Source organism: Bacillus sp. SLBN-46, from assembly GCF_031453555.1.
Taxonomy (GTDB): Bacteria; Bacillota; Bacilli; order Bacillales; family Cytobacillaceae; genus Neobacillus.
The window spans coordinates 2,513,453-2,534,086 of sequence record NZ_JAVIZM010000001.1; the positions used below are offsets into that span (position 1 = coordinate 2,513,453).

Sequence of the window (20,634 nt, forward strand, 5' to 3'; positions counted from 1 at the left end):
GATTGTTAATAATTTCTTAAGATTTGTCGGCTAAAGTATAGACAAGATAAAAGAATTTGATATTCGAAAAGGAGATCGATTGTAATGGATCGTTTGAATGAAAATGAATTCGAAAGAAATGAATCTAACTCATCTGAGATAACTGAAAATACAAATGCAAGTGAACCTACAGAATTTGAAAATAGAGAAGGAAATTCGAATGCAGTTGACGCAACTTTCGGTGCGATGGGGAACGAATACGAGAGGGAAAATGTACAACCAATAAAATCTGAAATTGAAGCGGATGAAGTCATGCCCCCGATAAGCGAGCAGGCTCGTCCTACTAATCAACCAAGTGGAGAAAATCGTAAGAAACGAAATGTAAAAGGGTTTGCTTCTACCCTGGCAGCAGGAATAGTTGGATCTGTTTTGACCTTGGCAGTTCTGCCACATACAGATTATTTAAAAAACCTATATCCTGATGTAGAAAATCAGCAAGTAAACACTGCGGGGCAGAGTGGAAATACTGCTTCATCAGTAAAACCCGTTACGACTCAACCTACTGCTGCTTCATCAAATTCTATTGCAGATACAGTAGAAAAGATTTCAAAAGCAATTGTCGGTATCGTCAATTACCAGCAGCAGCAGAACAACTTTTACGAAAACCAAAATTCAACCCAAAGTGTGGAAAGTGGATCTGGTTCGGGTGTTATCTTTCAAAAAAATAAAGACACCGCTTATATTGTTACCAATAATCACGTTGTTGAAGGGGCATCAAAACTTGAAATTTCATTGTATGATGGAGAAAAGACAACCGCAGAAGTTGTCGGAACAGATGCTCTTACAGATCTTGCAGTATTAAAAATTGATGCCAAATATGTCACTTCAACAGCAGACTTTGGAGATTCATCTACACTTCGCCCTGGTGACCAGGTATATGCGATTGGAAATCCACTTGGCTTGAATCTCTCAAGAACTGTTACTCAAGGAATTGTTAGTGCAACTAACCGGAGTATTTCTGTCACTACTTCAGCAGGAAATTGGGATACAAATGTTATTCAGACTGATGCAGCGATTAATCCTGGAAACAGTGGGGGTGCATTAATCAATCCACAAGGACAGGTAATTGGTATTAATAGCCTAAAAATCTCAGAGAGCGGTGTAGAAGGATTGGGTTTTGCAATACCTAGTAATGATCTCATTCCTATTGTGAATCAATTAATTAAAAATGGTAAGATTGATCGACCATACCTAGGAGTAGGACTTGCAGATTTAGAGGAAGTACCACAAATGTATTGGCAAAACCTACCGAATAATGTGAAAAAAGGTGTTATGGTTATGAACATTGACCCAAATTCTGCAGCAGCAAAGGCAGGATTCAAACCAAAAGATATCATTGTATCAATGAATGGAAATGCAATTGCGAATTCATCTGATTTAAGAAAATATCTGTACTCAAAGGTTCAAACAGGTGATTCCATTAAATTTGAAGTATATCGTGACGGGAAGCTTATCACATTAAATACAAAATTAGTCAATAATAGTGGTGCATAATTAGAGGTAAAATAAGACCAATTAAAAGGGTCTTGAGGTGAAAACATGAATAGGGTCGGGAAATACGCGATCAGTGAAGTAGTAGATGATTTAGAGCTAATGAATATGGTTTTTGAACTACCTGAAAAGGATAAAATGATTATGTGGTCGGAGGGCTATATCGATCATGTTATCGGAAAATTGCCCGAATATGCCCGTGACATCTTAGAGAATCGAAAAGAAAAGTGGGAAGACACGAAAGAATTTTACGAAAAGAACCTAGAAGAAATTGTAAACCAAAAAGAGTTCAAACAAATGCTAAAGGGTGAACGGAAGGAGTTCGCCCTTTTCGTAAAGGAACAATATCCAGAATATCAATCATTGTTATTCCTAATTTACGATAGGAACTTAAAGGACGATGACTTGAGAAAGTTTGTATACCGGAGAAGGTTTGGAGCAAATAAACGGTATCTACATTAGGAGTTTGCGGAAATAGTCTGAAAAAATAGGCTTGCAATTATTACGGAAAAAAATTACAATAAATTTAACTTGATTGGAAATGGAGGTGTGAAGAGATGAAACGTTCTATTTTTGTTCGCGTGCAATGGCTTGAAGCGCTATATTTTTGTCGCGCGATTTTTCATGATGTGGTTTCCAAAGGGGGAAGTCTGCCCTTTTATAGAAACTGCATAATGAATTTAGAACGATAACACATCTCTTTACCCACAATAAATAGGTATGAGAGAGTGCATCGCCCGCACTCTTTTTTCATGCTTATTTTTAAGCCGCGGGAAGGTTAGATGCCCGTGGCCTTTTTTTTTAAAAGAGAGTGTTCATCCTAATTATCAATTAAAAGGAGAATGAACATGATCATTTGTAGCGTAAATCATATAGCAAAATCCTATGGTGGAAATCTGATTTTTCAAGACATATCATTGGAGATTCTTGAAGGAAGCAGAATTGGACTCGTCGGCCGTAATGGTGGCGGAAAAACAACCTTAATGAAATTATTGGCTAACCAAGAAACAGTGGATGAAGGTGTCATCCATTGGAAAAAAGGGTTGAAAATTGGATATTTGGCACAGATTCCTGACTATAAAAGCCTAACGGTTAAGGAAGTTTTAAAAACTGCTTTTGCCCAATTAATAGATGTTGAAACAAAACTTCAGCAATTAGAAATAGAAATGGGGCAGGAAATCTCTCCACAACATTTGCAAAGATTAATGGATCAGTATGGAAAGCTTCAGGATGATTTTATTGTAAATGGCGGCTATGAAATGGATGCTCAATTGGAGCGGATTGCAAACGGTCTCAATATTACCGGCCTCCTTGATAAAGACTTCTCATCTTTAAGTGGCGGTGAGAAAACGAAGGTAGGTCTTGGTTTAAGCTTACTAATTAATCCCGATCTCCTATTACTCGATGAACCAACCAACCATTTAGATCTTAAGGCAATTGAATGGCTAGGTACATTCCTTAATGAATTTAAGGGAACAATTGTTCTTATCTCGCATGACCGTTACTTTTTAGATGAAGTAGTTAATAAGGTACTGGAAATGGAAGATGGAGAAGTTGATTTGTACCATACGAATTTCAGTGGTTATGTAAAGGAGAAAGAAGAGCGGTTATTAAGAGAATTTCAGGAGTATCAGGAACAACAACGAAAAATTAAGAAAATGAAAGAAGCGATTAAGCGGCTTCGCGATTGGGCCAATCGATCCAATCCTCCGAGCGCTGCCCTTCATAAACGTGCAACCAATATGCAAAGGGCACTTGACCGAATCGAAAAACTAGAACGTCCGAAGATTGATGTGAAGAAAATGGCGATCGACTTTGAAGCCAATGACCGTAGCGGAAAAGATGTAATCGTACTAGAGGATGTTTCAAAGGCTTTTGGGGACCGCATTTTATTCGAACATGTCAATATGCACGTTCAATATAAGGACCGAATGGCGATTGTCGGTGAGAACGGAACGGGAAAATCGACGCTATTAAAAATGATCCTAAAGCAAATGGAAGCAGATAAAGGAATTGTCAAAGTAGGAAGCAATGTTAAATTGGGCTATTTATCACAGCATGTCTTTGAGGATATTGATGATGAATTGTTAATTGATGTTTTTCGATCTGAAGTTGTGGTAAACGAAGGAGAGGCCCGTCATATACTAGCTCGATTCCTATTTTACGGTCCAGCTGTATTTCGAAAAGTAAATCAACTTAGTGGCGGAGAGCGGATGCGTCTTAGACTTGCGCAGTTGATGTATCAAGATATCAACCTGCTAATATTGGATGAACCAACGAACCATTTGGATATTGATTCTTGTGAAGTACTTGAAGAAGCACTAGAACAATTTAACGGAACAATAGTAGCTGTTTCTCATGACCGTTATTTCCTCAATAAATTATTTAATAAAATTTATTGGCTTCAAAATGGTACAGTTCACTTTTTTGATGGAAATTACGACTGGGCAAAAGAGAAATTGAGGGGAATTTGAAACAAAACAAGTTTATAAATCACCCACCATTACTCAAAAACCACTTCTACCAGGAAAAAAAGGAGAAGAAAAAGTTACGGAGAAGGTGGAAGACATCGAGGAGAGAATAGAGAAAATTGAATTGGAGTTACACCAGCTTAAAAAAATGCTTGAGGAAGAAAGAGAGCTAGATTTACTGCAAAAAATTTATTTGGAAATAGAAAATAGGGAAAATGAACGAGATCAACTATACACCTTGCTAGATGAAGTTGTGTAACCTTTTAGTATGTATGGGGCCGCTAATTTATGCGGCTCTATATTTTTTGGGGACTTTTCGATTGGCGAAATTTTTCTTATAATTGATAATGTTCTTTATATGAAAGCGGTGATCTTATCGAATCTAAATTTACTGTCACGCAAGTATTGCTACTACTTATTGTTACAATTTCAGGGGTCATCTGGTCTGTCTGTTTTCATCACCCTCTTGTTGCTGGTTTTTTTCCGGGGTATGTAATTTTAGTTTTACTTGCAAGAAAAAAATATAATTCTTTAAGAGTTATACTTCAAATTAGTGTAACAGGAATGCAAAAAACAAAAATTGTCATTATTATCCTCTCTTTAGTTAGTCTTTTATTACCTTCATGGTATTTAGCAGGAACGATTAATCAGATGGTTAAGATTGCACTTTACCTAATTAATCCACACCATTTCATTATTCTGTCATTCCTTGTTGCCATGTTTTTCTCGATGCTTCTTGGTACAACAGTTGGTACGTTAAGTGCGATTGGCATTCCTATTTTAGGCACTGCTACAGTTCTTCATCTTCCAATAGAGATAGTCGCAGGAGCATTGGTGTCTGGTGCTTTTGTCGGTGATCGAACGTCGCCATTTTCAAGTAGTCATCAATTATTATCACATACTGTTGAAGTGCCGGTACAAAAACAGTGGAAAGCTATGTTATTGACTACGATTGTAGCCATAGGAATTTGTTTTATTATATATGGTCTTTTGGACTCTTTTTATTCAAATAAAATAGTAATAAAATCAAATACATTTGCTTGGGGTGATCTTTCGGTGATTACATTTATTCCACCCCTTGTATTAATTGGATTTGTGGTATGTCGATTAAGTATCATTTATGCATTTCTTTCTAGTATTCTATCAGCTGCCATGATTGCTTTAGCAAAAGGGATTATCTTTTCAAAAATCAGCGCGGCCTTTTGGTTTGGAATTAATGGTCTTGGAGGAGGGTTCGTGCATATGTATGAGCTGCTCTTATTCCTTGCCTTGGCGGGTGCCTATAATGGTTTATTAGAAGAGTTGAATGTCATTCAGCCTTATTTAGATCAATGGCTGAAATCTTCACGGTCATTATTTGGTGACACGATGAAAACTCTATTAGCAACGTTACTAATTAGCGTCATAGCCGCAAATCAAACATTGCCAATTATCTTAACAGGAAGATCCTTTCTACCACATTGGTCTAAAAAATATGGGAACGAAGAATTGGCTAGAGTGATGGGTGATTCAACGATGCTATTTCCAGGGATGGTCCCATGGAGCGTCCTTGCCATTATGTGCAGTACGATTGTAGGACTTCCCCTGATTGATTATCTACCTTATGCATTCTTTTTATGGGGGTTGCCAGTCCTAACCGTCTTATTCTCATTTTTGAAACAAGTCCTTTTACGTAAAGGAAACAATGCTGCAACTATTTAAAACGAGGTCATATTGGCTTCGTTTTTTTATTAGTCAAAGGTCTCAATCCGATTGAATGATTTCCCAGTTCCTATCATATAAGTGATAATAAAGAATTTGGACAAGGAATGATTTAATGCTAAAAAAATTGGCTATTATCGGCTTTGGCAGTACTATGTTGGGAATAGGTATTAATGGCTTCATTCTTCCTTTTCATTTAATTAATGGAGGACTCTTTGGAGTTAGCCTGTTAATAAAGTATTTATTTGGTTTTAAAGCGGGAATTATTTTTATTCTTCTAAACATCCCTGTTTACATGTTTGCTTATAAATCCGATCGAATGTATTTTTATAATGGATTAATCGGTGCAGTGCTCTCTGGTTTTATGATTGAATTATTACTTCCGTTGAACGGAAGATTCCATTTCTCCATTCTAAATAGTGTAATAGTTGGTTCGATCATCATCGGTATTGGTGTTGGGGTGATGTTAAGAAATCATATTAGTCCTGGTGGTATGGATTTACTTGCTTTATTAATCTCTAAATGGTCTAAAATAAATGTGGGTGTCATTATGGTTGTAATGGATGGCATGATTATCCTTACTGGGCTTGTTTTACTCCAAAATGCTAGACTATTATATTCACTGTTAGTTATTTCAATAGTAGGTCTCCTAGCAACGATTATTACCTCTTATCCTCGTGTGCAGTCTAATACAATATAATGACAAATAATTGTGGTAAAATGGGGGAGTCTACCAATGATAGTTGTATAAGGAGATTTATATGAAACCTGTTAGTGACCACTTAAAGGAAGAATTAAGCATCCTGTTTGTAGGTTTTAACCCCAGTATTCGTTCTAGTGAGGTAGGGCATCATTATGCTAATCCCAATAATCGGTTTTGGAGAATTTTGTACGAAGCGGGGATTACACCTCGGAAATATGAGGCATATGAAGATGCTAATCTTTTGGAAATAGGATATGGGTTAACCAATATTGTCCAACGACCAACAAAAGCAGCGGATGAAATAACGAAGGAAGAGTACGAAGAGGGAAGAAAAATATTAAAACGGAAAATCGAACAACTTAAACCTAAACTAGTTTGCTTTGTTGGAAAGGGTGTATACCAGCAGTATAGCGGTTGCAAGGCCGTACCATGGGGGGCTCAAAAGGTGTCTGTCGTACCAGGAACCATTGATTTTGTAGCTCCGTCTTCGAGCGGATTAGTTAGAATGAAAATGGATGAAATTGTAGAGATCTATAAACAGATGACAAAATTAATCGTTAAATAAAAACATCGACGGAAAAAGTTTACCGTCGATGTTTTATTTTTAGGTGCCAAATTTTTTATGATAGTGTGACAGGGCTAAGAGTGGGAAAATATACCGATAACTTTGGTAGTGAATATAAAAACCCCCGGCCATTCCTTGTCCTTTTGGGTATGAAGTAGTCCAATCTTCTTTTTCGAGTGATTCAAGTAAATAGTTGATCCCTCTTTTTATATCAGATGTTGCTTCTTTTGAGGCAGAAATTAACGCATCTAGTGCCCAGGAAGTATGTGTTAAAGTGCTTGCATTTAATGGGATATACGTTTTCTTACTATCACTATGGCATGATTCTCCCCAACCCCCATCCATATTTTGAATCTCACGTAACCAAGTGACAGCTTTTACAATAGAAGAATGATTGGAAGGAACCCCTGCGGATAATAACCCCGTAATTGCTGCCCATGTTCCGTAAATGTAACATATCCCCCATCTACCATACCAGGAGCCATCCTTTTCTTGATTTCGTAGCAGCCATTGAACGCCTTGTTTGATAGAAGGGTGATCGTTTGAAAGGTTCGTATAATTTCCGAAAAATTCAAGTGTACGGCCAGTGAGATCAGCACTTGAAGGATCAGCAATCAAAAATTCTGCTTTTTCTAGCGGAAGAAACTGTAGTAGTTTTGAATTTGTGTTTCTTTCAAAAGCTGGCCAGCCGCCATCATCGTTGTGCATGGACAAGACCCAATTAATTCCTCGGTCCCAGGCCGCTGCTTCGGAGGGTACCATTCTAGATAGTGATCGTAAAGCAGCTGTTGTATCATCGACATCAGGATTAATTGTATTTACATCGGAAAAACCCCAGCCCCCTGGCATGGTTCTAGGGTTATGAACCACCCAATCTCCAAATTTATGATGTTGTCGTTCAAGAAGATATTGATTGGCTTTCTGAACCATTTCGTTGCTTGTAGCAACCCCTGCGGACTGCAAGCTATAGCTAATTAATGAAGTGTTCCAGAGATTGGCAGTAGTATATTGCATGTGCGGCCTGCCATTGATTTCGCACTGCATGGACTTTATTCCGGCTATTGCCTTTGTAATAATTGGGTCACTCTTTTTGTATCCAAGAGACAAGAGAGCAAAAATCATTAAAAAAGTACTGCTGTAATAGCTATAAAAGGTACCGTCTGGCTCAATCCGGTCAAGCATATACTTTTCTGCTCGATCAATGGCTAATTGGTGAAGCTGTTCGGGTAAGCCTAGTAAACTTTTTACGCCTTCTTTAATAAACGAGTATAAGGAACGATAGTCTCGGGAGCGGCTCCATTCATTTTTACTATTTCGTTGTATATATAAATGAGATAGGTCGGGACTGTAAGGTGTTTTTATTGCAAACAGTTTATCTGTTAATATCATGATTGGAGTAAGGTTAGCCCTGCCGAAAATAGAAAAGGAATAATAGTTAATAGGAAAGTGTAAGGGTAGAAGGATTACTTCAATGGGTAGGAGAGAAAAGGCGGGCCACTTGTATTGACCCGTTATCGCGAGCATTATTTTTGTGAACATACTAACTTCTTCTAAACCGCCTTTAGATAAAATAAATTTCTGAGCTGTCATAAGCCGTTTATCCTCTTTATTAATCAATCCCGAATAAACACAAGCATAGTAGGCTTCAACCGTTGCAGATAGGTTCCCATCACCTTCATCGTAAAAAAGTTTCCAGGCCCCATTTTTTTCTTGTTTGTTAATAATTCTCTTTACCAAACCCTGAATTAAATCTTCATCATTTATTGACAGTGTCCGTAATAAAATGATGGTAAAAGCATCAGTTGAAATACCTGTCTCAAATGGATAGTCCCATGAGCCATCGGGAGATTGGTCATGTCTAAGTCGTTCAATAATCCAATCCATACCCTTTCTCGTATCAGTCATTTTAGATTCACATCCCTCTCCCCAAAAATTTTTCTCATCTATACATATTCTCATCTAGGCTAGAGAATTCGTAAGGGAGGTAATGTCTATCTTTTTTTCAAGAAATCGAGAAAAAACAGTGATAGAAAGCATAACCCAAGAATTAAAAAAGAAAAAGAATTTTCCGCACTCTACGTCTAAACTATTAAAAAGTGAAAAAGCCCTTTTAGAAAAAATTAGAATCAAAACACAAGATATGAATATCAACAATGTGACAAGAACAAAGGCCTACTTTGACTTCTACCTTCAATTTCCCGACATTCATTGGGCATTTCTTGCGCATATGGTTTCTCGGAATGGCGGATGGAACATGACAGACTTACAAGGGGAATTTTTAACCCGATTAATGTCTAAAAAAGAGAGAACATTATTTTTCAGCTTTTTAGAAAGAAGCAATTGGCTCATTTTTCAAGATGCTTATCCGCAATTACTGATCTATCAGGAAAGTGTGAAACAAAATAGGTCGCTATTTTACTTAATTCCTTACTTAAATATATCCACCTTCATGGAAACAATTTGGAACTATTTTTGGAAGAATAAAGATCGCTTTATTCTGACGGTTGCCTTGATTATTAACGAACAAAACTATCTCGAAAGCAGGGTGGTCCAGAATTCGTATTATCAGAACAGTGTAATAAATAAAGTGGAATTTTTACTGCAGGACTTGCTTTCCTTTAACCAAATTCTCTTTCCGAGTGAAAAAACAAATGTATCTGGCTTAACTGTCCATCAATTTGAATCATTAAATAAGCGGATACTAATAGGGAAAAAGCTATATACCATTCTGTTTAAAGAAAAAGAGGTTCTAAAACAATCGGTTGAATGGGCAAACACCCATCCACATACAGGTTCAAGAAAAGATTACTGGCCGCATCTCTTTAATAATGTAAACGAGGGAATTCCTGGATTTGCCTATCAGCTAAGATTAAATTCATGTCAGCTCAGACCTGGAGCGAGAAAAATATATAGTCCGTCATTAGAAAATGCTTGGAAAAATGTAAACCATGAGGATGCAGAAAAAGGAGATTGGTTTATAGATTGGCGCGTGATTGAATATTTCACAGAGAGTAATGAAATGATTAATGGGGAGATAAAAAATGAATACTGTAAAACACTTGAACAACTCGAGCTTGCAGTCCTTGCTAAAAAGGCGATTCACTTTTTGGAATAAAAAATATATTGTCCCAATGGTACTCGCTGCCCTCCTTGGGACCATTTTGGATACATTCCTTGTGTGTATGCAGCTATATGAATTTCCTATAAGACCACTTCCCGGGATTTTTTTAATCAATATTTTCTACTCATTCATTGGGTTGCCCATCTTTGTGTTCATTTTTTTATGCACAATATCGCAGGTAAATAAGTGGGGGAGAGTAGGAAGCATTCTTTTTGTTAGTCTATTGATGGCTATTATTGAAAAATTAGCTGAAGTATTAGGGTTATTCGCCCATTCAGCAAGGTGGGAACACCTTTACACATTTTTGGGTTATTTGTTTTTCTTAACGGTGATTTCTTTCTTACATGATTGGTTCGATAAAGGAAAGGGGTAATACAAAAGGCCGGAACAAATGTCCCGGCCTTTTCTGATGCCGACAAATGTGGCACCAGCCCCCTTCCGTCCGTACAGTGGTTAAGTGTCCCGCAACAAGCGAATGTTCGGAAGGGGTAAAGTTATTTTAACACAAAGTTAGTGAAAATATAAATAGGCGATGAAAAAATGAGGTAGCAAACTTTCTTTTATTTTTTAAAAAGTGTATGATAAAAATGATTTTTACATAAAGGAGTGTTTTTAATGGCTAAAAAAGGATACATATTGATGGAAAATGGGGAAAAGATTGAATTTGATTTATTCCCGAACGAAGCTCCTGGCACAGTAGCTAACTTTGAAAAATTAGCAAACGAAGGCTTTTACAATGATGTAGTCTTTCACCGAGTTATTCCTGGTTTCGTAAGTCAGGGAGGAGACCCAACAGGTACTGGTATGGGTGGTCCTGGATACACAATCAACTGTGAAACTGAAGGGAATCCGCACAAGCATGTTCCTGGTTCTTTATCTATGGCTCATGCAGGAAGAAATACAGGTGGTAGCCAGTTCTTTATCGTTCATGAATCTCAACCGCATCTAAATGGTGTTCACACAGTATTTGGTCAAGTGACATCAGGTCTTGAAACAGCAAAGGCAATGAGAAATGGCGACAAAATGGTAGAAGTTAAGGTATATGACGAAGAATAAACAATGAAGGGGGACTATCCAAGTCCTCCTATTTTATTGTCTAAAAATCTAACCATGAAAAATTTACATAAGTTGTGGTAAGCAGACATAGGAACGGGCAAATTAACATTAAAGTTCACTTTTGGGGGTTGCCATGAAAAAGTTTGCTCTAGTTCTTATCCCAGCCATATTTCTGACGTTTCACTCAAATGCCCGAGCGGAAAATAAAGAACCACCGAAACAATTCAAGGCGTCAATTATTATTGACGATTTTGGCGGAGGTACGGGTGGTGTACGGGATTTCTTAGAAGGGGAGATTCCAATAACCGCTGCAGTCATGCCTTTCACTGAAAACTCAAAGCTACATGCCGAATGGGCTCATAAAAATGGTTTTGAAGTGATGATTCATTTACCTATGGAACCGAAAAGAGGAAAAAGGTCTTGGCTTGGTCCCAAGCCGATTACGGTCGATCTTTCACCTAAAGAGGTACGGAAGAGGGTAATAGAGGCGACTAAGAGTGTACCGTATGCAGTAGGTCTCAATAATCATATGGGCTCGCTCGCCGTTGAAAATGAAGAAATCGTCCGTGCCATTGTTGAAGTAGCGAAAGAAAGAAAACTGTATATAATCGATAGCGGTACAAGCCCGAAATCGAAATTTCCAGAGATTGCAAAGGAACTGGGTGTACCACTTCTAAAAAGAGATGTATTTTTAGATGATATTTCTTCATCTTCATATGTTCATAAACAAATGATTCGGTTGGCTAGGGTTACCGAATTCCAAGGTAAAGGCATTGCCATTGGTCACGTTGGGGTAACGGGGAAAGTATGTTCTGTTGGTGTTTTCAGTTCTGTTGAGGAATTTAAAAAACGAAATATAAAAATAGTTCCTGTCTCTGAGTTGTTTTCAAATAAATTAACTGAACAGTATTTAGTACCATGATTGAAAGGCACCCGTGAAAGGTGCCTATTTATATTTCAATACGTAGTTCTTTCCCTAATCAACCCAAGCTGGTAAAATGACATCTACAACATTACAATGACATAAGCTAGCAAGGGAGAAGGAATTATAAATGAAATTAGTTTCATGGAACGTGAATGGGTTAAGAGCCTGTGTGAAAAAGGGATTTTTGGACTATTTTCAGGAAGTAGATGCAGATATCTTCTGTGTACAGGAAACAAAATTACAGGAAGGTCAAATTGACCTTGAGTTAGAGGGATACCATCAATACTGGAATTATGCGATAAAAAAAGGGTACTCAGGTACAGCGGTGTTTACTAAAATGAAACCCTTGACTGTAAGATACGGGGTAGGTTCTGATGAAGGTGAAGGGGAAGGAAGGATACTTACCTTGGAGTTTGATAACTTCTTCTTGGTTAATGTATATACACCAAACTCGCAAAGAGATCTTGCGAGAATTTCCTATCGTTTGGATTGGGAGGACCGCATTTTTCAATATTTGAAGGAATTGAACGAAGTAAAGCCAGTTATTTTATGTGGGGATTTGAATGTTGCTCATCAAGAAATTGACTTACGCAATCCAAAATCTAACATTGGCAACTCTGGATTTACAGATGAAGAACGGGGGAAAATGACTGCATTACTTCAAGCGGGTTTTGTAGATAGCTACCGCTATTTTTATCCCGATCAAGACGGGGCTTATACATGGTGGTCATACATGAATAAAGTCCGTGAAAGGAATATAGGATGGAGAATCGATTACTTTATCGTATCTGACACATTACGAGAGAGATTAAAGCTGGCAGATATTCATTCAGATATTATGGGAAGCGATCATTGTCCTGTAGTATTAGAAATTCATGAATAATCATAACAATTTCTTATTGCAAATCATAAAATAACCGTTATTTTCTTTATGGAGTATGTGTTTTATAGTCTATTTAAGAAGGAAATGACGGAGGGATAAAAATGGATACTAAAAAAGATGTGCAACAGCAGTTTGGCAAAAGTGCCGACTCTTATGTAAGCAGCCCAATTCACAAAGAGGGCAAAGACCTGCAAAAACTATTGCAAATGGTGACCGCCACAGGGGAAGAAGAATTACTCGATGTGGCAACAGGTGGTGGACACACTGCAAATGCCTTTGCTTCGATAGTAAAAAATATTACTGCAATTGATCTGACACCAGAGATGCTTGTTGCTGCAGAAAATTTTATAAAGGGAAATGGACATCGAAATGTTCGGTTCTTACAAGCGGATGCAGAGAACCTTCCATTTTCAAATGAAGCATTTGATATTGTAACCTGTCGGATAGCACCACACCATTTTCCAAATGTAAATCAGTTTGTTGAAGAAGTGTATCGTGTACTTAAACCAAATGGACAATTTTTACTCGATGATAATGTCGTTCCGGAAGAGGATGTCTTTGATCAATTCTATAATGCTATTGAAAAAAGAAGAGATTACAGTCATTTCAGAGCTTGGAAGAAAAGTGAGTGGCTCCGTATGCTTGAATTTGCGGGTTTTGAAATATATGAATGGCATCGGTTTGAAAAAACATTTCGGTTTGACCCTTGGTGCAATCGTATGAATTTATCACAAGATGAAAAAGATAAACTATCTGAATACATTCAAGGGTCAGATCCAAAAGTAAAAGATAAATTTCGAATTGTTATTGAAGAAAATCAAGTTGTTTCTTTTCAAGGAGAAGCAATCGTTTTAAAAGCAATTAAAAGGTAAAAAAAGCCCTTTGCAAGATTCTGGCCTTGCAAAGGGCTTTTTAAATGGTTAAATGTCGTTAAGTGCTGTTCCGATTACATCAAATTCAGGTAACTTTTCACCTTGAGTTGAGTTCTCTAATGAACCTTGGTCTGAAGAATTCGTAAATCCACTTTCTTCTTCTTTTTTATGAGAATACGTACTCATTATAGAAACACTCCTTTACGACATGATTTACTAAATATTTTTTCCTATATATGATTTTCTAACCATAATGAAATTTATTGTTGACGAGATAGCTCTAGGATAGTATTATAGTCATTGTCGCTGCTACAAATTGTTGAAGAATAATTAAATAAAGATAAAAAAACAATTTGAAAGAAGTTGACATTCTAGTGTATGTTATGCTAGAATAATAAATGTCGCTGATTGATAGATTAATAGAAAAAGCGAAATTGTTCTTTGAAAACTAATCAAACAAAAACGTCAACAAACAAATTTATTTCGTTTCTTTAATGAAACGAAGCCAACGTAACAAAATGAGCTAATCAACTTTCTTGGAGAGTTTGATCCTGGCTCAGGACGAACGCTGGCGGCGTGCCTAATACATGCAAGTCGAGCGAACCACTTCGGTGGTTAGCGGCGGACGGGTGAGTAACACGTGGGCAACCTGCCTGTAAGACTGGGATAACTTCGGGAAACCGGAGCTAATACCGGATAATCCTTTTCCTCTCATGAGGAAAAGCTGAAAGACGGTTTCGGCTGTCACTTACAGATGGGCCCGCGGCGCATTAGCTAGTTGGTGAGGTAACGGCTCACCAAGGCGACGATGCGTAGCCGACCTGAGAGGGTGATCGGCCACACTGGGACTGAGACACGGCCCAGACTCCTACGGGAGGCAGCAGTAGGGAATCTTCCACAATGGACGAAAGTCTGATGGAGCAACGCCGCGTGAGCGATGAAGGCCTTCGGGTCGTAAAGCTCTGTTGTTAGGGAAGAACAAGTATCGGAGTAACTGCCGGTACCTTGACGGTACCTAACCAGAAAGCCACGGCTAACTACGTGCCAGCAGCCGCGGTAATACGTAGGTGGCAAGCGTTGTCCGGAATTATTGGGCGTAAAGCGCGCGCAGGCGGTCCTTTAAGTCTGATGTGAAAGCCCACGGCTCAACCGTGGAGGGTCATTGGAAACTGGGGGACTTGAGTACAGAAGAGGAAAGCGGAATTCCACGTGTAGCGGTGAAATGCGTAGAGATGTGGAGGAACACCAGTGGCGAAGGCGGCTTTCTGGTCTGTAACTGACGCTGAGGCGCGAAAGCGTGGGGAGCAAACAGGATTAGATACCCTGGTAGTCCACGCCGTAAACGATGAGTGCTAAGTGTTAGGGGGTTTCCGCCCCTTAGTGCTGCAGCTAACGCATTAAGCACTCCGCCTGGGGAGTACGGCCGCAAGGCTGAAACTCAAAGGAATTGACGGGGGCCCGCACAAGCGGTGGAGCATGTGGTTTAATTCGAAGCAACGCGAAGAACCTTACCAGGTCTTGACATCCTCTGACACTCCTAGAGATAGGACGTTCCCCTTCGGGGGACAGAGTGACAGGTGGTGCATGGTTGTCGTCAGCTCGTGTCGTGAGATGTTGGGTTAAGTCCCGCAACGAGCGCAACCCTTGATCTTAGTTGCCAGCATTCAGTTGGGCACTCTAAGGTGACTGCCGGTGACAAACCGGAGGAAGGTGGGGATGACGTCAAATCATCATGCCCCTTATGACCTGGGCTACACACGTGCTACAATGGATGGTACAAAGGGCTGCAAGACCGCGAGGTTTAGCCAATCCCATAAAACCATTCTCAGTTCGGATTGTAGGCTGCAACTCGCCTACATGAAGCCGGAATCGCTAGTAATCGCGGATCAGCATGCCGCGGTGAATACGTTCCCGGGCCTTGTACACACCGCCCGTCACACCACGAGAGTTTGTAACACCCGAAGTCGGTGGGGTAACCGTAAGGAGCCAGCCGCCTAAGGTGGGACAGATGATTGGGGTGAAGTCGTAACAAGGTAGCCGTATCGGAAGGTGCGGCTGGATCACCTCCTTTCTAAGGATATAAGCTGGACTTATGAGCCAGACAAAACACGTTTGTTTGATTGTTTCTTGTTTGTTTAGTTTTGAGAGTGCAATCTCTCAAAGCTTTTTTTAATCGTTCTTTGAAAACTAGATAATCGTAATGAAGAAGTCAAGTAACACATCGAGTAATCGCCATTTTAGTTTTCTCTCTATTGATTTAGAGAAATAAACCTTTTAGGTTAAGTTAGAAAGGGCGCACGGTGAATGCCTTGGCACTAGGAGCCGATGAAGGACGGGACTAACACCGATATGCTTCGGGGAGCTGTAAGTAAGCTTTGATCCGGAGATTTCCGAATGGGGGAACCCACTGTTCGTAATGGAACAGTATCTTTACCTGAATACATAGGGTATTGAAGGCATACCCGGGGAACTGAAACATCTAAGTACCCGGAGGAAGAGAAAGCAAACGCGATTCCCTGAGTAGCGGCGAGCGAAACGGGACATAGCCCAAACCAAGAGGCTTGCCTCTTGGGGTTGTAGGACACTCAACATGGAGTTACAAAGGAACGGGGTAGATGAAGCGGCCTGGAAAGGCCCGTCAGAGAAGGTAAAAACCCTGTAGTCGAAACTTCGTTCCCTCCTGAGTGGATCCTGAGTACGGCCGGACACGTGAAATCCGGTCGGAAGCAGGGAGGACCATCTCCCAAGGCTAAATACTCCCTAGTGACCGATAGTGAACCAGTACCGTGAGGGAAAGGTGAAAAGCACCCCGGAAGGGGAGTGAAATAGTTCCTGAAACCGTGTGCCTACAAGTAGTTAGAGCCCGTTAATGGGTGATAGCGTGCCTTTTGTAGAATGAACCGGCGAGTTACGATCCCATGCAAGGTTAAGTTGAAGAGACGGAGCCGCAGCGAAAGCGAGTCTGAATAGGGCGATTGAGTATGTGGTCGTAGACCCGAAACCAGGTGATCTACCCATGTCCAGGGTGAAGTCCAGGTAACACTGGATGGAGGCCCGAACCCACGCACGTTGAAAAGTGCGGGGATGAGGTGTGGGTAGCGGAGAAATTCCAATCGAACTTGGAGATAGCTGGTTCTCTCCGAAATAGCTTTAGGGCTAGCCTCACGTAGTAAGAGTCTTGGAGGTAGAGCACTGTTTGGACTAGGGGCCCTCATCGGGTTACCGAATTCAGACAAACTCCGAATGCCAAAGACTTATCCGTGGGAGTCAGACTGCGAGTGATAAGATCCGTAGTCAAAAGGGAAACAGCCCAGACCACCAGCTAAGGTCCCAAAGTTTACGTTAAGTGGAAAAGGATGTGGAGTTGCTTAGACAACCAGGATGTTGGCTTAGAAGCAGCCACCATTTAAAGAGTGCGTAATAGCTCACTGGTCGAGTGACTCTGCGCCGAAAATGTACCGGGGCTAAACGTAACACCGAAGCTGTGGATTGACATCTTAGATGTCAGTGGTAGGAGAGCGTTCTAAGGGCGTTGAAGCTAGACCGTAAGGACTGGTGGAGCGCTTAGAAGTGAGAATGCCGGTATGAGTAGCGAAAGATGAGTGAGAATCTCATCCACCGTATGCCTAAGGTTTCCTGAGGAAGGCTCGTCCGCTCAGGGTTAGTCGGGACCTAAGCCGAGGCCGAAAGGCGTAGGCGATGGACAACAGGTTGATATTCCTGTACCACCTCTTTATCGTTTGAGTGATGGGGGGACGCAGGAGGATAGGGTAAGCGCGCTGTTGGATATGCGCGTCTAAGCAGTTAGGCTGGAAAGTAGGAAAATCCGCTTTCCGTAAAGGCTGAGCTGTGATAGCGAGGGAAATTTAGTACCGAAGTTCCTGATTCCACACTGCCAAGAAAAGCCTCTAGCGAGATAAAAGGTGCCCGTACCGCAAACCGACACAGGTAGGCGAGGAGAGAATCCTAAGGTGAGCGAGAGAACTCTCGTTAAGGAACTCGGCAAAATGACCCCGTAACTTCGGGAGAAGGGGTGCTTTTTGAGGTGAATAGCCTCGAAGAGCCGCAGTGAATAGGCCCAGGCGACTGTTTAGCAAAAACACAGGTCTCTGCGAAGCCGCAAGGCGAAGTATAGGGGCTGACGCCTGCCCGGTGCTGGAAGGTTAAGAGGAGGGGTTAGCCTTAAAAGCGAAGCTCTGAATCGAAGCCCCAGTAAACGGCGGCCGTAACTATAACGGTCCTAAGGTAGCGAAATTCCTTGTCGGGTAAGTTCCGACCCGCACGAAAGGCGTAACGATCTGGGCACTGTCTCAACGAGAGACTCGGTGAAATTATAGTACCTGTGAAGATGCAGGTTACCCGCGACAGGACGGAAAGACCCCGTGGAGCTTTACTGTAGCCTGATATTGAATTTTGGTACAGCTTGTACAGGATAGGTAGGAGCCTGAGAAGCCGGAGCGCTAGCTTCGGTGGAGGCGTCGGTGGGATACTACCCTGGCTGTATTGAAATTCTAACCCGCACCCCTTATCGGGGTGGGAGACAGTGTCAGGTGGGCAGTTTGACTGGGGCGGTCGCCTCCTAAAGAGTAACGGAGGCGCCCAAAGGTTCCCTCAGAATGGTTGGAAATCATTCGTAGAGTGTAAAGGCACAAGGGAGCTTGACTGCGAGACCTACAAGTCGAGCAGGGACGAAAGTCGGGCTTAGTGATCCGGTGGTTCCGCATGGAAGGGCCATCGCTCAACGGATAAAAGCTACCCCGGGGATAACAGGCTTATCTCCCCCAAGAGTCCACATCGACGGGGAGGTTTGGCACCTCGATGTCGGCTCATCGCATCCTGGGGCTGTAGTCGGTCCCAAGGGTTGGGCTGTTCGCCCATTAAAGCGGTACGCGAGCTGGGTTCAGAACGTCGTGAGACAGTTCGGTCCCTATCCGTCGTGGGCGCAGGAAATTTGAGAGGAGCTGTCCTTAGTACGAGAGGACCGGGATGGACGCACCGCTGGTGTACCAGTTGTCTTGCCAAAGGCATCGCTGGGTAGCTATGTGCGGACGGGATAAGTGCTGAAAGCATCTAAGCATGAAGCCCCCCTCAAGATGAGATTTCCCATAGCGTCAAGCTAGTAAGAACCCTGAAAGATGATCAGGTTGATAGGTCAGAGGTGGAAGCGTGGTAACATGTGGAGCTGACTGATACTAATCGTTCGAGGACTTAACCAAGTTTTAAAGCGAACTCGTAGTTTACAAACACTTCTTCTGCATTATCTAGTTTTGAGAGAACGATCTCTCAAAGTAAATAGTCTGGTAACTATGGCGAGAAGGTCACACCCGTTCCCATACCGAACACGGAAGTTAAGCTTCTCAGCGCCGATGGTAGTTGGGACGAAAGTCCCTGTGAGAGTAGGACGTTGCCAGGCTATATATTATGGAGGATTAGCTCAGCTGGGAGAGCATCTGCCTTACAAGCAGAGGGTCGGCGGTTCGATCCCGTCATCCTCCACCATATATATTATTAATATACGCAGATGTAATTCTAATGCTAGAATAAGAAAGCGTGTACAAATTAATATTTATACTAAACCTATGCCGGGGTAGCTCAATTGGTAGAGCAACTGACTTGTAATCAGTAGGTTGGGGGTTCAAGTCCTCTCGCCGGCACCATTTTTCTTGTTTTATGATTTCATCAGATGAAGCATATCAAACTAGATGCTTTTTTATTAAACTTAATTTGCGGGTGTGGCGGAATTGGCAGACGCACCAGACTTAGGATCTGGCGCCGCAAGGCGTGGGGGTTCGACTCCCTTCACCCGCACCATTTCATTTTATATGCGGAAGTAGTTCAGTGGTAGAACACCACCTTGCCAAGGTGGGGGTCGCGGGTTCGAATCCCGTCTTCCGCTCCATAAGTGCCGGGGTGGCGGAACTGGCAGACGCACAGGACTTAAAATCCTGCGGTAGGTGACTACCGTACCGGTTCGATTCCGGTCCTCGGCACCACTTGTTTTTTTACGGGAAGTAGCTCAGCTTGGTAGAGCACTTGGTTTGGGACCAAGGGGTCGCAGGTTCGAATCCTGTCTTCCCGACCATTAATATTTTGGGGCCTTAGCTCAGCTGGGAGAGCGCCTGCTTTGCACGCAGGAGGTCAGCGGTTCGATCCCGCTAGGCTCCACTTTAATTATATAACTGTTTTGGCGGTGTAGCTCAGCTGGCTAGAGCGTACGGTTCATACCCGTAAGGTCGGGGGTTCGATCCCCTCCGCCGCTATTAAAATACTTATATAATTTTTTTGAAAAAATGGAGGAATACCCAAGTCCGGCTGAAGGGATCGGTCTTGAAAACCGACAGGCGGGTTAAACCGCGCGGGGGTTCGAATCCCTCTTCCTCCGCCATTTTTTCTTTTTTTCATATGTGGAGGGGTAGCGAAGTGGCTAAACGCGGCGGACTGTAAATCCGCTCCCTCCGGGTTCGGCGGTTCGAATCCGTCCCCCTCCACCATTTATAGGGGCATAGTTTAAAGGTAGAACTAAGGTCTCCAAAACCTTCAGTGTGGGTTCGATTCCTACTGCCCCTGCCAATACTACATATGTAAAATTTCAAGTATATACTGTGGAATTTTTTTATTTTAAAAGACTTTCAACTTATTAGTTGAAGGTCTTTTTCTTTTATTAAGAGAAACGAATGTTCTTAAAAAATGATACTCACGTATTTCTTTTTTCAGATGAAGGTGCTGTTCTAAACACAATGACTAAATTGTTTCATTTTATTTAACTATTTTGGGAAACCTATTGTGCATGCAGACACATAGATGGAA

The 20,634-nt window shown here is 41.3% G+C and carries 16 protein-coding genes, 11 tRNA genes and 3 rRNA genes; 28 read left to right on the forward strand and 2 right to left on the reverse strand.

The window, feature by feature from the left end; all coding sequences use genetic code 11:
- Positions 1–84: 84 nt before the first annotated feature.
- The 8 genes from QFZ87_RS12930 to QFZ87_RS12965 all read left to right on the forward strand — a co-directional run bounded on the left by QFZ87_RS12930 (position 85) and on the right by QFZ87_RS12965 (position 6,970).
- The gene (locus QFZ87_RS12930) at positions 85–1,533 is read left to right on the forward strand and encodes a S1C family serine protease (protein WP_309861907.1); all 1,449 of its coding nucleotides are present in this window, start codon (positions 85–87) and stop codon (positions 1,531–1,533) included.
- Between the two features lie 45 nt (positions 1,534–1,578).
- Entirely contained in the window at positions 1,579–1,992 is a 414-nt protein-coding gene (locus tag QFZ87_RS12935) for a hypothetical protein (protein ID WP_309861909.1), read from the forward strand.
- 95 nt (positions 1,993–2,087) lie between these two features.
- Positions 2,088–2,222: an RAxF-45 family protein gene (locus QFZ87_RS12940; RefSeq protein ID WP_308083702.1), complete on the forward strand. Its 135-nt coding sequence runs from the start codon at positions 2,088–2,090 to the stop codon at positions 2,220–2,222.
- Between the two features lie 156 nt (positions 2,223–2,378).
- Positions 2,379–4,004, forward strand: coding sequence for a ribosomal protection-like ABC-F family protein (gene abc-f / locus QFZ87_RS12945; protein WP_309861912.1), 1,626 nt, complete (start codon positions 2,379–2,381; stop codon positions 4,002–4,004).
- Positions 4,005–4,089: 85 nt separating this feature from the next.
- Positions 4,090–4,260: a hypothetical protein gene (locus QFZ87_RS12950; RefSeq protein ID WP_309861914.1), complete on the forward strand. Its 171-nt coding sequence runs from the start codon at positions 4,090–4,092 to the stop codon at positions 4,258–4,260.
- Positions 4,261–4,565: 305 nt separating this feature from the next.
- Positions 4,566–5,702, forward strand: a complete 1,137-nt coding sequence (locus QFZ87_RS12955; RefSeq protein WP_309861916.1) for a Na+/H+ antiporter NhaC family protein — start codon at positions 4,566–4,568, stop codon at positions 5,700–5,702.
- 115 nt (positions 5,703–5,817) lie between these two features.
- A complete protein-coding gene (locus QFZ87_RS12960; protein WP_309861918.1) occupies positions 5,818–6,402 on the forward strand; it encodes a YitT family protein in 585 nt (194 codons plus the stop codon).
- Between the two features lie 61 nt (positions 6,403–6,463).
- Positions 6,464–6,970, forward strand: a complete 507-nt coding sequence (locus QFZ87_RS12965; RefSeq protein WP_309861920.1) for a mismatch-specific DNA-glycosylase — start codon at positions 6,464–6,466, stop codon at positions 6,968–6,970.
- Positions 6,971–7,009: 39 nt separating this feature from the next.
- Here QFZ87_RS12965 and shc read toward each other — a convergent pair whose 3' ends face one another.
- The gene (shc, locus tag QFZ87_RS12970) at positions 7,010–8,875 is read right to left on the reverse strand and encodes a squalene--hopene cyclase (protein WP_309861922.1); all 1,866 of its coding nucleotides are present in this window, start codon (positions 8,873–8,875) and stop codon (positions 7,010–7,012) included.
- Positions 8,876–8,957: 82 nt separating this feature from the next.
- Here shc and QFZ87_RS12975 point away from each other — a divergent pair, with 82 nt between their 5' ends.
- The 6 genes from QFZ87_RS12975 to QFZ87_RS13000 all read left to right on the forward strand — a co-directional run bounded on the left by QFZ87_RS12975 (position 8,958) and on the right by QFZ87_RS13000 (position 13,827).
- On the forward strand, positions 8,958–10,085 hold the full coding sequence (locus QFZ87_RS12975) for a DUF2515 domain-containing protein (RefSeq protein WP_309861924.1): 1,128 nt from the start codon (positions 8,958–8,960) through the stop codon (positions 10,083–10,085).
- The gene (locus QFZ87_RS12980) at positions 10,012–10,464 is read left to right on the forward strand and encodes a CBO0543 family protein (protein WP_309861926.1); all 453 of its coding nucleotides are present in this window, start codon (positions 10,012–10,014) and stop codon (positions 10,462–10,464) included. Before QFZ87_RS12975 ends, QFZ87_RS12980 begins: the two co-directional genes overlap by 74 nt.
- Positions 10,465–10,706: 242 nt before the next feature.
- A complete protein-coding gene (locus QFZ87_RS12985) occupies positions 10,707–11,147 on the forward strand; it encodes a peptidylprolyl isomerase (protein ID WP_309861928.1) in 441 nt (146 codons plus the stop codon).
- A gap of 133 nt (positions 11,148–11,280) precedes the next feature.
- A complete protein-coding gene (locus tag QFZ87_RS12990; RefSeq protein ID WP_309861930.1) occupies positions 11,281–12,069 on the forward strand; it encodes a divergent polysaccharide deacetylase family protein in 789 nt (262 codons plus the stop codon).
- 130 nt (positions 12,070–12,199) lie between these two features.
- Positions 12,200–12,955: an exodeoxyribonuclease III gene (locus tag QFZ87_RS12995; RefSeq protein ID WP_309861932.1), complete on the forward strand. Its 756-nt coding sequence runs from the start codon at positions 12,200–12,202 to the stop codon at positions 12,953–12,955.
- Between the two features lie 101 nt (positions 12,956–13,056).
- Positions 13,057–13,827, forward strand: a complete 771-nt coding sequence (locus QFZ87_RS13000) for a class I SAM-dependent methyltransferase (protein ID WP_309861934.1) — start codon at positions 13,057–13,059, stop codon at positions 13,825–13,827.
- Positions 13,828–13,875: 48 nt separating this feature from the next.
- Here the strand turns inward: QFZ87_RS13000 and QFZ87_RS13005 are convergent, their stop codons facing one another.
- A complete protein-coding gene (locus QFZ87_RS13005) occupies positions 13,876–14,013 on the reverse strand; it encodes a hypothetical protein (RefSeq protein ID WP_309861935.1) in 138 nt (45 codons plus the stop codon).
- Between the two features lie 347 nt (positions 14,014–14,360).
- Between QFZ87_RS13005 and QFZ87_RS13010 the strand changes: the two genes are divergently transcribed.
- The 14 genes from QFZ87_RS13010 to QFZ87_RS13075 all read left to right on the forward strand — a co-directional run bounded on the left by QFZ87_RS13010 (position 14,361) and on the right by QFZ87_RS13075 (position 20,397).
- Positions 14,361–15,898: ribosomal RNA gene (locus QFZ87_RS13010) — 16S ribosomal RNA — on the forward strand.
- 206 nt (positions 15,899–16,104) lie between these two features.
- Positions 16,105–19,043 (forward strand): 23S ribosomal RNA (locus QFZ87_RS13015).
- A gap of 80 nt (positions 19,044–19,123) precedes the next feature.
- Positions 19,124–19,240: ribosomal RNA gene (gene rrf / locus QFZ87_RS13020) — 5S ribosomal RNA — on the forward strand.
- Together the 16S, 23S and 5S rRNA genes with 11 tRNA genes alongside form the textbook arrangement of a ribosomal RNA operon.
- Before the next feature lie 10 nt (positions 19,241–19,250).
- A tRNA-Val gene (locus QFZ87_RS13025) sits at positions 19,251–19,326 on the forward strand.
- A gap of 82 nt (positions 19,327–19,408) precedes the next feature.
- Positions 19,409–19,484: transfer RNA gene (locus QFZ87_RS13030), tRNA-Thr, on the forward strand.
- A gap of 69 nt (positions 19,485–19,553) precedes the next feature.
- Positions 19,554–19,638, forward strand: a tRNA-Leu gene (locus QFZ87_RS13035).
- Between the two features lie 13 nt (positions 19,639–19,651).
- A tRNA-Gly gene (locus tag QFZ87_RS13040) sits at positions 19,652–19,726 on the forward strand.
- Between the two features lie 5 nt (positions 19,727–19,731).
- Positions 19,732–19,820, forward strand: a tRNA-Leu gene (locus QFZ87_RS13045).
- 12 nt (positions 19,821–19,832) lie between these two features.
- Positions 19,833–19,909 (forward strand) — tRNA-Pro (locus QFZ87_RS13050).
- 10 nt (positions 19,910–19,919) lie between these two features.
- A tRNA-Ala gene (locus tag QFZ87_RS13055) sits at positions 19,920–19,992 on the forward strand.
- A 21-nt stretch (positions 19,993–20,013) separates the two neighbouring features.
- Positions 20,014–20,087 (forward strand) — tRNA-Met (locus QFZ87_RS13060).
- Positions 20,088–20,119: 32 nt separating this feature from the next.
- Positions 20,120–20,212: transfer RNA gene (locus QFZ87_RS13065), tRNA-Ser, on the forward strand.
- Between the two features lie 21 nt (positions 20,213–20,233).
- Positions 20,234–20,318, forward strand: a tRNA-Tyr gene (locus QFZ87_RS13070).
- A gap of 5 nt (positions 20,319–20,323) precedes the next feature.
- A tRNA-Trp gene (locus tag QFZ87_RS13075) sits at positions 20,324–20,397 on the forward strand.
- Positions 20,398–20,634 lie beyond the last annotated feature (237 nt).

Bases quoted from the DNA above. Each gene is read 5' to 3' on its own strand.
- QFZ87_RS12980 (WP_309861926.1), top strand. From the start codon at position 10,012: ATGAATACTGTAAAACACTTGAACAACTCGAGCTTGCAGTCCTTGCTA.
- shc (WP_309861922.1), bottom strand. From the start codon at position 8,875: ATGACTGATACGAGAAAGGGTATGGATTGGATTATTGAACGACTTAGA.
- abc-f (WP_309861912.1), top strand. From the start codon at position 2,379: ATGATCATTTGTAGCGTAAATCATATAGCAAAATCCTATGGTGGAAAT.
- QFZ87_RS12975 (WP_309861924.1), top strand. From the start codon at position 8,958: ATGTCTATCTTTTTTTCAAGAAATCGAGAAAAAACAGTGATAGAAAGC.
- QFZ87_RS13000 (WP_309861934.1), top strand. From the start codon at position 13,057: ATGGATACTAAAAAAGATGTGCAACAGCAGTTTGGCAAAAGTGCCGAC.
- QFZ87_RS13005 (WP_309861935.1), bottom strand. From the start codon at position 14,013: ATGAGTACGTATTCTCATAAAAAAGAAGAAGAAAGTGGATTTACGAAT.
- QFZ87_RS12990 (WP_309861930.1), top strand. From the start codon at position 11,281: ATGAAAAAGTTTGCTCTAGTTCTTATCCCAGCCATATTTCTGACGTTT.
- QFZ87_RS12985 (WP_309861928.1), top strand. From the start codon at position 10,707: ATGGCTAAAAAAGGATACATATTGATGGAAAATGGGGAAAAGATTGAA.
- QFZ87_RS12930 (WP_309861907.1), top strand. From the start codon at position 85: ATGGATCGTTTGAATGAAAATGAATTCGAAAGAAATGAATCTAACTCA.
- QFZ87_RS12965 (WP_309861920.1), top strand. From the start codon at position 6,464: ATGAAACCTGTTAGTGACCACTTAAAGGAAGAATTAAGCATCCTGTTT.
- QFZ87_RS12940 (WP_308083702.1), top strand. From the start codon at position 2,088: ATGAAACGTTCTATTTTTGTTCGCGTGCAATGGCTTGAAGCGCTATAT.
- QFZ87_RS12955 (WP_309861916.1), top strand. From the start codon at position 4,566: ATGCAAAAAACAAAAATTGTCATTATTATCCTCTCTTTAGTTAGTCTT.
- QFZ87_RS12995 (WP_309861932.1), top strand. From the start codon at position 12,200: ATGAAATTAGTTTCATGGAACGTGAATGGGTTAAGAGCCTGTGTGAAA.
- QFZ87_RS12960 (WP_309861918.1), top strand. From the start codon at position 5,818: ATGCTAAAAAAATTGGCTATTATCGGCTTTGGCAGTACTATGTTGGGA.
- QFZ87_RS12935 (WP_309861909.1), top strand. From the start codon at position 1,579: ATGAATAGGGTCGGGAAATACGCGATCAGTGAAGTAGTAGATGATTTA.